We start from the raw sequence: 12,234 nt of genomic DNA, 5'->3' as shown, positions 1-12,234 counted from the left end.
CTTACCACCGCGCTTGGCAAGGGCGTGGTGATCGCCAAGGACACGCCGAACTTCATCGGCAACCGCATCGGCGTGTTCTCGATGCTGGCCACCATGCATCACACGCAGCAGTTCGGCCTGGGCTTCGACGTGGTCGACGCGCTGACCGGCCCCGCCGTAGGTCGTCCCAAGAGCGCCACCTATCGCACGGCGGACGTGGTCGGCCTGGACACCATGGCGCACGTGATCAAGACCATGGCCGATACCCTGGCCGACGATCCGTGGCATGAATACTTCAAGGCGCCGGTTTGGCTGTCGGCCCTGATCGAGAAGGGCGCGCTGGGCCAGAAGACCGGCGCAGGCTTCTACCGCAAGGCCGGCAAGGACATCGTCGTGATCGACGTGGCCAAGCAGGACTACCGTCCGTCCGAGCAGAAGGCTTCGGATGAGGTGTCCGCCATCCTCGCCATCAAGGATCCGGCCGAGAAGTTCAGCAAGCTGCGCGCTTCCAGCGATCCGCAGGCGCAGTTCCTGTGGGCGACCTTTCGCGACCTGTTCCACTACACGGCTTATCACCTGGCCGACATCGCCGACACCGCGCGCGATGTCGACTTTGCGATTCGCTGGGGCTACGGCTGGAAGCTCGGTCCGTTCGAGACCTGGCAGGCGGCCGGCTGGCAGCAGGTGGCCGGCTGGATCGCCGAGGACATCGCCGCCGGCAAGGCCATGAGCAAGGCGCCGCTGCCGGCGTGGGTTACCGACGGCCGCAACGGCGTGCATGGCAAGAACGGTTCGTACTCGGCCAGCGCCAACACCGACAAGCCGCGTTCGCAGCACCCGGTCTATCAGCGCCAGCTGTTCCCCGATCCGATCCTGGGCGAGAAATTCGACCAGGGCACCACGGTGTGGGAGAACGACGGCGTGCGCCTGTGGACGCTGGGCGATGACGGCGTGGGCATCATCTCGTTCAAGACCAAGATGAACACGGTCAACGACTACGTGCTGGACGGCGTGCAGCAGGCGATCGACGTCGCCGAGCAGCAGCTCAAGGCCGTGGTGATCTGGCAGACCGGCGAGCCGTTCTCGGCCGGCGCCGATCTCAAGGGCGCGCTGGGCCTGCTGCAGGCCGGCAAGTTCGACGACTTCGAAAAGATGGTCGCCAACTTCCAGGCCACCAGCATGCGCATCAAGCACTCGCTGGTGCCGGTGGTGTCGGCGGTGCGTGGTCTCGCTCTGGGCGGCGGCTGCGAATTCCAGATGCATTCGGCCCGCACCGTGGCGGCGCTGGAAAGCTATATCGGCCTGGTCGAAGCCGGCGTGGGCCTGCTGCCCGCCGGTGGTGGCCTGAAGGAACTGGCCGTGCGTGCCGCCAAGGCCAATCCGGAAGATCCGTTCGAGGCACTGAAGAAGGTGTTCGAGACGATCGCGATGGCCAAGGTCTCCGGCAGCGCGATGGAAGCCAAGCAACTGGGCCTGCTGCGCGACAGCGACGTGGTCGTGTTCAACGCCTACGAGTTGCTGTACGTCGCCAAGAAGGTCGCCCTGTCGCTGGCCGAAAGCGGCTGGCGTCCGCCGATGATGGCCCGCAACATCCCGGTCGCCGGCGACGTGGGCACCGCCACGTTCCAGGCTTCGCTAGCCAACCTCGCCGAGGGTTACTTCGCCTCGCCGCATGACGTGGCCATCGCCACGCGCATCGCCGACACGCTGTGCGGCGGCAAGATCGAGCGCGGTTCGCAGGTCGACGAGGAGTGGCTGCTCCAGCTGGAGCGCAAGCACTTCGTGGAGCTGGCCAAGACCGAAAAGACCCAGGCCCGCATTGCCCACACCATGACCACCGGCAAGCCGCTGCGGAACTGATCCGCCCTGCTCCCTCCCCTTCAAGGGGAGGGTTGGGGCGGGGATGGTTGTCCCCGCATCGTTAATACATTCGCCCATATCCGCGCACAGCGCGAAGGGCAACGGAGAACGATATGACCAAGCAAGTGCAAGACGCCTACATCGTCGCCGCCACCCGTACGCCGGTTGGCAAGGCGCCGCGCGGCGTGTTCCGCAACACCCGTCCCGACGACATGCTCGCCCACGTGATCCGCGCCGTGATGGCGCAGGCGCCGGGCATCGACCCGCATCGCATCGAAGATGTCATCATCGGCTGCGCCATGCCCGAAGCCGAGCAGGGCATGAACGTGGCCCGCATCGGCGCGCTGCTGGCCGGCCTGCCGTACACGGTGCCGGGCGTCACCATCAACCGCTTCTGCTCCTCCGGCGTGCAGGCCATCGCCATGGCCGCCGACCGCATCCAGCTCGGCGTGGCCGACCTGATGATCGCCGGCGGCACCGAGAGCATGAGCATGGTGCCGATGATGGGCCACAAGGTGGCGATGAACCCCGCCATCTTCGCCAACAAGGAAGACATCGCCATCGCCTACGGCATGGGCATCACCGCCGAGAAAGTGGCCGAGCAGTGGAAGGTCACGCGCGAGCAGCAAGACGCGTTCGCTGTGGAAAGCCATCGCCGCGCGCTGGCCGCTATCGCCGCCGGCGAGTTCAAGGACGAGATCACTCCGTTCCAGCTCGATGACCATTACCCCGATCTCGCCACGCGTGGCATCAAGACCGACAGCCGCCTGATCGACACCGACGAAGGCCCGCGCGCCGGCACCACGCTGGAAGTCCTCAGCAAGCTGCGCACGGTGTTCCGCAACGACAAGTTCGGCGGCTCGGTGACGGCCGGCAACTCCTCGCAGATGTCTGACGGCGCCGGCGCGCTGCTGCTGGCCAGCGAGAAGGCCATCAAGGAGTTCAACCTCACCCCGATCGGCCGCTTCGTCGGCTACTCGGTGGCGGGCGTGAAGCCGGAAGTGATGGGCATCGGCCCGAAGGAAGCGATCCCGAAGGCGCTCAAGCAGGTCGGCCTCACCAAGGACCAGCTGGACTGGATCGAACTCAATGAAGCCTTCGCCGCGCAAGCGCTGGCGGTCATCGGCGACCTCGGCCTCGACCCGGCCAAGGTGAACCCGCTGGGCGGCGCCATCGCGCTCGGCCACCCGCTGGGCGCCACCGGCGCCATCCGCGCCGCCACCCTGCTGCACGGCATGCGCCGGCGCAAGCAGAAGTACGGCATGGTGACCATGTGTATCGGCACTGGCATGGGCGCGGCGGGCGTATTCGAAGCGCTCTGATCGCCCTGCTCCGCAAGACGAACGGCGCCGCAGCGATACGGCGCCGTTTTTTTGTTGCAGAGGCAACCCCAAGCCCGGGGCTGCGTGCAGAACATCGCATCATCCATGCGATCCGTCTCAGCGACGCATTCGGGCCGGGCCGGAGCCGCGTGCCGTGGCGCGTTACAATCCATGGTCACGTCTCGTCCGGATCCACCCCGCATGCGCAACCCCCTGCAGGAACAGCTACTCAAAGCCGGTCTCGCCAAGAAGGGCAAGGTCGACCAGATCGCCCGCGAGCAGGTCAAGCAGCGCCAGGGCAAAGCTCCTTCAGCCCAGCCTGTCGAAAAGATCGATGCGCAACGCCTGCAGGCCGAACGGGCGGAGCGCGATCGCGCGCTGGCTGCCGAACGCAACGCACAGGCACGCGCCCGCGAGTTGGCGGCGCAAATTCGCCAGATCGTCGACGCCAACAAGATCAAGCGCGAAGGCGAGATCAGTTATCGCTTTACCGACGGCGACAAGATCCACAGCATGCTGGTCAACGAATCACTGCGCACGCAGTTGGCCAAGGGTTCGCTGGTGATCGTCCGCTCCGGGGACGGTTACGAGCTGCTCCCGCGCGTGGCCGCGGAGAAAGTCCGCGAGCGCGAGGCCTCCGCCATCGTGCTGGATCATGGTCAGCCGGCCGACAGCGCTCCTTCGAGCGAGGACGACGAGTACTACAGCCAGTTCAAGGTGCCGGACGACCTTACCTGGTAATACGCCGCGCATTATTTGGCGCGAAGCCCGGTCTGGACATGGGCAACGCCTGGGCTCTGCGCACGCCATTTGTTTCCTGCCGCTTTTGGCGCGATCGGATTACCGGCCGTCCTCGGCCATCTCCTAAGGTCTGCCTACCCCAAAGACCCGCAGGAGATTTCCCATGTCACAGGTATGGCTCATCACGGGCAGTTCGCGCGGCTTCGGCAAGGCATTGGCGGAGGCCGTGCTGGCCGCCGGCCACCGGCTGGTCGCCACGGCGCGCCAGCCCGTCCAGCTCGAAGCGCTCGCTCAACGTTACGGTGACCAGGTTCGAACCGTTGCCCTGGACGTCACTGACGCCGTCGCCGCGCAGAACGCCGTGCAGGCCGCCGTCGACGCATTTGGACGTCTGGACGTAGTGGTCAACAATGCCGGCTACGGCAACCTTGCCACCGTCGAAGAAGGTAGCGACGACGACTTTCGCGCGCAGATGGAAACCAATTTCTTCGGCACGGTGAACGTCACTCGTGCGGCCCTGCCCGTGCTGCGCCGCCAACGCTCGGGGCACATCGTCCAGTTCTCTTCCATCGGTGGACGCATTGGCGTGCCGGGCATGGCGGCTTACCAGTCGGCCAAGTGGGCGGTGGAAGGCTTCTCCGAAGTGCTGGCCAAGGAAGTTTCTGCCTTCGGTATCAAGGTGACCCTGGTCGAGCCCGGCGGCTTCCGCACCGACTGGGGTGGTCCGTCGATGACGGTTTACGCCCCATCAACGGATTCGGAATACGCCGCCGTGCTCGCCCCGATGATGGCCATGCGCAAGCAGCATGCAGGCAATGAGACCGGCGATCCCGACAAGGCGGCCCAGGCCATCCTGTCGATCGCGGGCATACCCCAGCCGCCGCTGCGCCTGCTGCTCGGTTCGGATGCGGTCTATCTGGCAGGACAGCAGGCCGCCAAGATGGCTACGGAAGACGCCCAATGGCGCGCGCTCAGCCTCTCGACCGATTTTGATCTCTCACCACAGGCCGCCGAAGAACGTGATCGCATGTTGCGCGCGGTAATCTGAGTGACGCTGCCCAGGCGCGCGAGGAACACACGATCGTGAGAGTCGACCAGATACCGCTCAGTCGTGGCGCCTTCGCGCGCATGACCGCGTCAGGTCTCGACGTGCCCGCCGTGCTGACACGCGCGGGCCTGTCGCTGGAGCTGATGGCGCAGCCGCGTCCCGTCGTCAGCACCGCACAGTTCTTCGCTTTCTGGCATGCCGTGGAAACGGTCTGCCACGATCCCTCGCTGGGCCTGCGGCTCGGCGATGGCACGCGCACCGAGATCTACGACATGGTGACCGCGGCCGCGTTGCATGCGGGCACGCTCGGAAAGGCGCTGGACAAACTGGCACGCTACAAGCGCCTTACCTGCCCCGAGGATGTGGTGGTGGAACTCGGTCGTGATGAAGCGGCCGTGTCCATGTGCTGGATGCTCGCCGAGGGACACACGCCGCGCCTCCTGGTGGACGCCATGTTCGCCTCCAACTTCGCGCTGGCCGAGCGCGGCACGGGACGCGCCCTGCATCTGCGGCGCATCGAGCTGACCCGTCGCCCCGCGGAAGGCGCGCTGCTGCACGCCCACTTCCGCTGCGAGCTGCGCTTCAACGCACCGCAGGACCGCATCATCTACCAGCGCGCGGACCTGGAGCTGCCATTTGTCACGCAGGACGAAGGCCATCTCGCGAGTCTGCTTCCCCTGCTGGAAGGTTCGCTGCGCGAGCAGACCGCTGCCACGCCGCTGCGCGATCGGGTGTGGAACGTGCTGTCGCGCGGCATGCGTGGCGGACATCTGCGCATGTCCCAGGTAGCCGACCTCATGCACCTGAGCCCGCGCACCCTGCAGCGCCGCCTTGGCGAGGCTGGAACCACCTATCAACAGGTGCTGGACCAGGTGCGCCACCATCTTGCCCGCCACCTGCTCGATGCCACCGATCTGGACGTAGGTGAAATCGCCTTCCTGCTCGGCTTCGAAGAACTCAACTCGTTCAACCGCGCCTTCCGCCGATGGGAAGGCGCCACGCCTGCACGCTGGCGCACCGTCACCGTGAACTGAGCACACGACGCCCTGTTGTCGCCGCCCCTATCGCGCACATCGCGCAAAAAAGTTCAGGTGCTGGCCGGGGCAGATATGTGCCATGCGTGTTACATGCGTCGAGGTTTAGCGCTACCGGCCTGCGCCATGAACCTGTGGCCATCTTGAAACGCACTCGTGGATCACGCCGAAAGCCATAGCCAAAAGCCATGTGTGATGCCGCGCGAGGCTGTGGTACTCGTAGCCGGCGGCGATCCATCTGCGTCTTCGCTCGGCACGTCGTGTCTTTCACAAGAGCCACCACAGGATACGGACCATGGTCACCGACGAGAATCTGGCCGGGGGAAAGCATTTCCATTTGCGCCGGCATCTGGCGTTGATGGCACGCGGAGTTGCGGAGCTTCCGGTGGTGCGCCAGGTCAGCAGCCCGCTCTACCGCAACTACTTCCGCAAGCCCTGTCGCCGGGGAAACCTCTACTTCGGCGTCTACAAGACTTATGAGGACGCTCTTGAGCAGGCGCATCAACTGTCCTCGATGCAACTGCCATCGACCTACGACGTCGACGGTGCAACGACCAAATACCTTGACCAGATCGAGTCCTTGCGGCCGTGCGACTACCCTGCGATGTTCTGGATCGATCGCATCCTAAGGGATAGCGGGAGACGGGTCTTCGATCTGGGCGGCCATCTGGGCGTCGCTTACTACAGCTATCGCCGCTACCTCAGCTACCCGGCGGACCTGGTGTGGCGGGTACATGATCTGCCCCGTGTGATGGCGGCAGGAAAATCCCTGGCAAGAGAGCTCGATCCGGCTGGCTCCCTGCAGTTTTGCGAAACACCCACGGGCGGCGATGGCTTCGATCTGCTGATCAGTTCAGGCGCACTGCAATACCTGGACTACCGGCTCCCGGACCTGATCGATCGACTCGACCGGCCGCCTCGCCACGTACTGTTCAATCTCACGCCGCTGCATGCCGAGAAATCGTTCTTCACCCTTCAGAACCTCGGCATCGCCATCTGCCCGTATCGGGTGGAATCCCAGGTTCGGTTGATCGAAGACATGCAGGCGCGTGGCTACACTTTGCGTGATCACTGGCGCCTGGGCGAGCGCAACCTGCGCATACCTTTTGAGCCTGGCTACGAGGTAGGCAGTTATCACGGTTGCTATTTCGAGCGAACCGCGTCTTTCACCGCGTAGCGAAGACACCGTGATCATCGGGAGACGGCTTCGGAGCCTGCAGATCGCGCCTGCGTAGGTCAGGCCGCTCTTGCCCAAACGCGGCCCACTCCATGCCGATGCTGTTGCTGCCCGCCGGAAGCGAGGCGCTGCCTTGGGTAGCGCCTCGCTTTGCCCATGCCCGGCACACCCGCCCGGGATTCCTTTAGGATGGCTGCTTTCGCCCTGCCGCCGAGAGGAACGTGCCGACGATGAAGACCGACGAAACCACCGCTGGGCCTGCCGAAGCGCACCACCTGCAGCGAAACCTGCGTAACCGGCACCTGCAGCTGATCGCGATCGGCGGCGCCATCGGCACCGGCCTGTTCATGGGCTCAGGCAAGACCATCAGCCTGGCCGGTCCGTCGGTGATCTTCGCCTATGCCGTGATCGGCAGCGTGCTGTTCTTCATGATGCGCGCGATGGGCGAATTGCTGCTGTCCAACCTGCACTACAAGTCCTTCGTCGACTTCAACTACGACCTGCTGGGCCCGTGCGCCGGTTTCTTCACAGGCTGGACGTACTGGTTCTGCTGGGTGGTCACCGGTATCGCGGACATCGCGGCCATCACCGGGTATGTGCAGTTCTGGGCGCCTGGCGTACCGCTGTGGCTGCCCGGCACCGTATGCATTTCCCTGTTGCTGGGCCTCAACCTGTTGACGGTGAAACTGTTCGGCGAACTGGAGTTCTGGTTCGCGTTGGTGAAGATCGTCGCCATCGTGGCCTTGATTGCCATTGGCATCGTGCTGATCGCCATCGGCTTCACCTCGCCCTCCGGTGCAAAGGCCGCGGTGTCGAACCTGTGGACCAACGGCGGCTGGTTCCCGCACGGCGGCGCGGGTTTCCTGGCGGCCTTCCAGATCGCGGTGTTCGCCTTCGTCGGCATCGAGCTGGTGGGCACGGCATCGGCCGAGACGCGCGATCCGGAAAAGACGCTGCCCAAGGCAATCAACTCCATTCCCATCCGCGTGATCGTGTTCTACGTGCTGGCCTTGCTGGTGATCATGACGGTGACGCCGTGGAACCAGGTGGCACCGGATCGCAGTCCGTTCGTGAACCTGTTCATGCTGATCGGCATTCCGATCGCTGCGAGCCTGATCAACTTCGTGGTGCTCACCTCGGCCACATCGTCCGCCAACAGTGGCATCTACTCGACGGGGCGCATGCTGTACGGCCTCTCGGCCGGCAAGCTTGGGCCGCGCCCGTTCGCGAAGCTGAGCAACAACAACGTGCCGGCCAACGGCCTGCTCTATTCGTGCCTACTGCTCTTCATTGGCGTGTTCCTGCTCTATCAGGAAGGCGACGTCATGAAGGTCTTCACCATCGTCACCACGATCTCCAGCATCTGCTTCATCTTCGTGTGGTCGCTGATCATGATCGCGTACATGCGCTACCGGAAGCAGCATCCCGAACGCCATGCCACATCGATCTTCAAGATGCCCGGCGGCGTCGCCATGTGCTGGCTGGTACTCGCGTTCTTCGCCTTCGTGCTATGGGTGTTCGCGCAGAAGGAAGACACGCTGCAAGGGCTGATCTACACGCCGCTCTGGTTCGTGGCCCTGGCGATCTGCTATCCGTTCTACCGCAGGCAGGCGATCGAGCATCGCAAGCTGACGCATTGATGCAATGAACCGGCGACCATGCGTCGCCGGTCCATGCGGCATGGCACTTTCACGCAGGCAATAAAAAAGCGACCCGAGGGTCGCTTTTTTTTTTGCTGATCGCGATGCATCGATCAACGGAATCTGGAGCGGGAAACGAGACTCGAACTCGCGACCCCGACCTTGGCAAGGTCGTGCTCTACCAACTGAGCTATTCCCGCATCGGAGTCGCGCATTGTAATGGGTAATCGCGGCCCGTCAAGCACCTGTCATGAATGGATCGTCTCAGCCGTCGTCCCGCGGCAGGACATGGCCCGTGGCGTCGCCCTTGAGGCTGGGCCACGCCGCGCGCAGGTAATAAAGGCCGGACCAGATGGTCAGGATGCCCGCAATGACCAGAAGCACTTCACCGATGTGGTACAGCCGCAACGCCTCGGCACTCCGCTCGTGCTGCACGATCAGCACCACCAGCGCCACCATCTGCATGACCGTCTTGAGCTTGCCGATGAAAGCCACCTTCACGGTGGCGCGCATGCCGATCTCGGCCATCCATTCGCGCAGCGCCGAGACGCTGATCTCGCGACCCACGATGACCGCTGCCGTCACCGCCATCACCACGCCCGACCAGCCGCCGCGATGCGATTCCACCAGCAGGAACAGCGTGACCGCCACCATCAGCTTGTCGGCCACCGGATCGAGAAAGGCGCCGAAGGCCGAGGTCAGGTTCATGCGGCGCGCCAGATAACCATCCAGCCAGTCGGTGATGGCAGCAAGCACGAACACGATCGCAGCCGTGATGTTGTGCCCCGGAAACTGCCAGTAGAACACCGCCACCATCACCGGCAACAACATCACGCGAAACAGGGTGAGCCAGGTGGGCAGGTTGATGTGCATAAATCCTTTCCGGGACAGTTCTTCAGTGACGCACGGCCAGCGTACCGGTGATTTTCCGATACGGGTATCGGGCAATGACCCGCCTAGCCGTGCAATACAGCATAAATGCGTTCCGCCAGGCCGCGATCAATCCCTTTCACCTGGGTCAGTTCTTCCACGCCCGCGGCCTCGACACCCGCCAGCCCGCCAAACGCCTTGAGCAGCGCGGTACGGCGGCGCGCACCAATGCCCGGTACGTCTTCCAGCACACTGCGTTCGCGAGCCTTCTCGCGGCGCTTGCGATGACCGCTGATGGCGAACCGATGTGCCTCATCGCGCACGGCGGCCACCAGATGCAGGGCGGGCGACGACGGGCCGGGATGCAGGTTTCGGCCGGAGTCGGCCAGGACCAGCGTCTCCTCACCCGCGCGACGCCCCGGCCCCTTGGCCACACCGACGACGTTGATGCCGGTGACACCCAGTTCCTTCAGCACGTCCAGCGCCTGCGCCACCTGCCCGCTGCCGCCGTCGATCAGCAACACGTCAGGGCGCGCGCCCTCGCCCTCGGCCACCTTGCGGAACCGGCGCACCAATGCCTGGTGCATCGCGGCGTAATCGTCACCAGGCGTGATGCCGCTGATGTTGAAGCGGCGGTAATGCGATTTCTCCGGTCCTTCGGGACCAAACACCACGCAGGAGGCGACAGTGAGTTCGCCCTGCGTATGGCTGATGTCGAAGCACTCGATGCGACGCGGTGATTCGTCCAGCTCCAGCAGCTTCTGAAGGTCATCGAAGCGCGCGCCCAGCGTCTGGCGGCTGGCCAGCCTGGCGGTGAGCGATGCCTGCGCATTGCGCTCGGCCATCTGCAGGAAACGCGCGCGCTCACCGCGTACGCTGGATTTCAGCTCCACCGCGTGACCCGACTGCTGCGCCAGCATTTCGCCAAGGATCTGCTGGCTGGGCAACGTCTCGCCAAGGATCAGCTCGCGCGGCACCGGACGATCCAGGTAGTACTGCGCGATGAACTGTTCCAGCACGTCAGCCGGCTCGGCATCCAGGGGCAAGCGCGGGAAGAAATCGCGTGTGCCGAGGCTGATGCCATTACGGAAGAACAGCACACTGACGCACGCCATGCCCGACTCGATCCGGCAAGCCAGTACGTCCATGTCCGCGCTGGCACCCTGCACATGGTGTTCCGCCTGCAGCTTGCGCAGTGCTGCCACCTGGTCGCGCAGTGCAGCGGCGCGCTCGAACTGCAGTGCCTTGCTTGCCTGCTCCATCTGCCCGGCCAGTTCGTCGATGACCGCGCTGCTGCGACCTTCAAGGAACATCTCCACATGGCGCACGTCGTTGCGATAGTCGTCCACCGTGACCAGTTGGACGCAGGGCGCAGTGCATCGGCCGATCTGGTGCTGCAGACAGGGACGCGAGCGGTTCTTGAAATAGCTGTCCTCGCACTGGCGCACCTTGAACAGCTTCTGCATCAGGTTGAGGCTTTCGCGTACCGCAAACGTACTGGGATACGGGCCAAAATAGCGTCCGGGCATGTTGCGTGCGCCACGGTGGAAGGCCAGCCGCGGATAGTCCTCGCCACCCGACAGGTAGATGTACGGATAACTTTTGTCGTCACGCAACAGGATGTTGTAGCGCGGCTTGAGCGACTTGATCAGCTGCGATTCCAGCAGCAGCGCCTCGCCCTCCGTGCGCGTCACCGTGATCTCGGTGCGCGCGATCTGCGAAACCATCGCAGCGATGCGCGGCTCCATGCGGGGCTTGAGGAAGTAGCTGCCGACGCGCTTCTTGAGGTTGCCGGCCTTGCCCACGTACAGCAGGTCGCCGTCCTCGTCGAAGTAACGATAGACGCCTGGCGAAGTGGTGAGAGTCTTGACGAAAGCCTTGCCGTCGAAGGCCTGCGGCGGAGTGGGCTGCATCGTGCGGATTCTAGCCGGTTTCAGTCGTGACGAAGACGAGCAACCAGGCCGTCGGCGGCGCGCTCGGCCAGCGCCACGGCTTGAGCGAAGCCCCCTGCATCGCCGTAGTACGGATCGGGGAATTCATGGGGCGACGATAGGCCCGCCCAGGGCAGGAAAGGCTGCGGTTCCACGCCTTGCCCCCGATGGGCCGAGACCAGGGATTGAAGGTTGTCGTTGTCCATCGCCAACACCCAGTCATGGCGCGTGAAGTCGCTCGAAGCGAACTGGCGCGCCCGGTGCGGCGACAGGTCATAACCCAGCGCAGCGGCCGCTCGCACCATCCGCGGGTCGGCACCTTTGCCCACATGCCAGTGGCCGGTGCCGCAGGAGGCGAATGCCACATCGAGTCCTGCATTCTTGCAGCGCTGGCGCGCAACCGCCTCCACCAACGGGGAACGGCAAATATTGCCCAGGCAGACGAAGAGGATGGAAACGGTACGATCGGGCATTGAAGCGTTCCGGCGTAAGTCGATGTGGCGGCGTTGCCTACGGTAGTGTGGGCACGCGGGCCGCTCCACAAGCGCTGGGGGCGCCGAGCGTCAATGGAGGAATCGCCGTGGGCTGCCTGCCACTTCCCTTGCTGTTCGTGCTGGGCTTTCTGGTTGGGC

Annotated in this window: 10 protein-coding genes and 1 tRNA gene; 7 read left to right on the top strand and 4 right to left on the bottom strand. The window is 64.4% G+C overall.

Annotated elements, in window-relative coordinates; translation table 11 throughout:
• From VFG49_RS13055 to cycA, 7 genes are all read left to right on the top strand, one after another.
• The coding region (locus VFG49_RS13055; RefSeq protein WP_324861157.1) for an enoyl-CoA hydratase-related protein at positions 1 to 1,839 on the top strand (1,839 nt) is incomplete at its 5' end.
• Between the two features lie 113 nt (positions 1,840 to 1,952).
• Entirely contained in the window at positions 1,953 to 3,161 is a 1,209-nt protein-coding gene (locus VFG49_RS13050; protein WP_324861154.1) for an acetyl-CoA C-acyltransferase, read from the top strand.
• Between the two features lie 201 nt (positions 3,162 to 3,362).
• Positions 3,363 to 3,902, top strand: a complete 540-nt coding sequence (locus VFG49_RS13045; RefSeq protein WP_324861152.1) for a DUF2058 domain-containing protein — start codon at positions 3,363 to 3,365, stop codon at positions 3,900 to 3,902.
• A gap of 163 nt (positions 3,903 to 4,065) precedes the next feature.
• A complete protein-coding gene (locus tag VFG49_RS13040; protein ID WP_324861150.1) occupies positions 4,066 to 4,950 on the top strand; it encodes an oxidoreductase in 885 nt (294 codons plus the stop codon).
• A gap of 35 nt (positions 4,951 to 4,985) precedes the next feature.
• Positions 4,986 to 5,984 carry an AraC family transcriptional regulator gene (locus VFG49_RS13035; protein ID WP_324861148.1) on the top strand — a complete coding sequence of 333 codons (999 nt, stop codon included), beginning with the start codon at positions 4,986 to 4,988 and terminating at the stop codon, positions 5,982 to 5,984.
• A gap of 295 nt (positions 5,985 to 6,279) precedes the next feature.
• On the top strand, positions 6,280 to 7,161 hold the full coding sequence (locus VFG49_RS13030; protein ID WP_324861147.1) for a methyltransferase, TIGR04325 family: 882 nt from the start codon (positions 6,280 to 6,282) through the stop codon (positions 7,159 to 7,161).
• A 230-nt stretch (positions 7,162 to 7,391) separates the two neighbouring features.
• Positions 7,392 to 8,801, top strand: a complete 1,410-nt coding sequence (gene cycA, locus VFG49_RS13025; protein ID WP_324861145.1) for a D-serine/D-alanine/glycine transporter — start codon at positions 7,392 to 7,394, stop codon at positions 8,799 to 8,801.
• Between the two features lie 124 nt (positions 8,802 to 8,925).
• Here the strand turns inward: cycA and VFG49_RS13020 are convergent.
• The 4 genes from VFG49_RS13020 to VFG49_RS13005 all read right to left on the bottom strand — a co-directional run bounded on the left by VFG49_RS13020 (position 8,926) and on the right by VFG49_RS13005 (position 12,075).
• A tRNA-Gly gene (locus VFG49_RS13020) sits at positions 8,926 to 9,001 on the bottom strand.
• 64 nt (positions 9,002 to 9,065) lie between these two features.
• Positions 9,066 to 9,674: a CDP-diacylglycerol--glycerol-3-phosphate 3-phosphatidyltransferase gene (gene pgsA / locus VFG49_RS13015; protein WP_324861143.1), complete on the bottom strand. Its 609-nt coding sequence runs from the start codon at positions 9,672 to 9,674 to the stop codon at positions 9,066 to 9,068.
• 83 nt (positions 9,675 to 9,757) lie between these two features.
• Positions 9,758 to 11,584 carry an excinuclease ABC subunit UvrC gene (gene uvrC / locus VFG49_RS13010; protein ID WP_324861141.1) on the bottom strand — a complete coding sequence of 609 codons (1,827 nt, stop codon included), beginning with the start codon at positions 11,582 to 11,584 and terminating at the stop codon, positions 9,758 to 9,760.
• Between the two features lie 20 nt (positions 11,585 to 11,604).
• Entirely contained in the window at positions 11,605 to 12,075 is a 471-nt protein-coding gene (locus VFG49_RS13005; RefSeq protein ID WP_324861139.1) for a low molecular weight protein-tyrosine-phosphatase, read from the bottom strand.
• Positions 12,076 to 12,234: the final 159 nt, after the last annotated feature.

It is taken from the genome of Dyella sp. (assembly GCF_035685885.1).
In the GTDB taxonomy this organism is placed as follows: Bacteria; Pseudomonadota; Gammaproteobacteria; order Xanthomonadales; family Rhodanobacteraceae; genus Dyella.
This window is presented reverse-complemented; position numbering and strand designations above follow the sequence as displayed.

Excerpts from the sequence above, each read along its gene's own strand:
- VFG49_RS13040 (WP_324861150.1), top strand. The coding sequence starts at position 4,066 with ATGTCACAGGTATGGCTCATCACGGGCAGTTCGCGCGGCTTCGGCAAG.
- VFG49_RS13030 (WP_324861147.1), top strand. The coding sequence starts at position 6,280 with ATGGTCACCGACGAGAATCTGGCCGGGGGAAAGCATTTCCATTTGCGC.
- cycA (WP_324861145.1), top strand. The coding sequence starts at position 7,392 with ATGAAGACCGACGAAACCACCGCTGGGCCTGCCGAAGCGCACCACCTG.
- pgsA (WP_324861143.1), bottom strand. The coding sequence starts at position 9,674 with ATGCACATCAACCTGCCCACCTGGCTCACCCTGTTTCGCGTGATGTTG.
- VFG49_RS13005 (WP_324861139.1), bottom strand. The coding sequence starts at position 12,075 with ATGCCCGATCGTACCGTTTCCATCCTCTTCGTCTGCCTGGGCAATATT.
- uvrC (WP_324861141.1), bottom strand. The coding sequence starts at position 11,584 with ATGCAGCCCACTCCGCCGCAGGCCTTCGACGGCAAGGCTTTCGTCAAG.
- VFG49_RS13045 (WP_324861152.1), top strand. The coding sequence starts at position 3,363 with ATGCGCAACCCCCTGCAGGAACAGCTACTCAAAGCCGGTCTCGCCAAG.
- VFG49_RS13050 (WP_324861154.1), top strand. The coding sequence starts at position 1,953 with ATGACCAAGCAAGTGCAAGACGCCTACATCGTCGCCGCCACCCGTACG.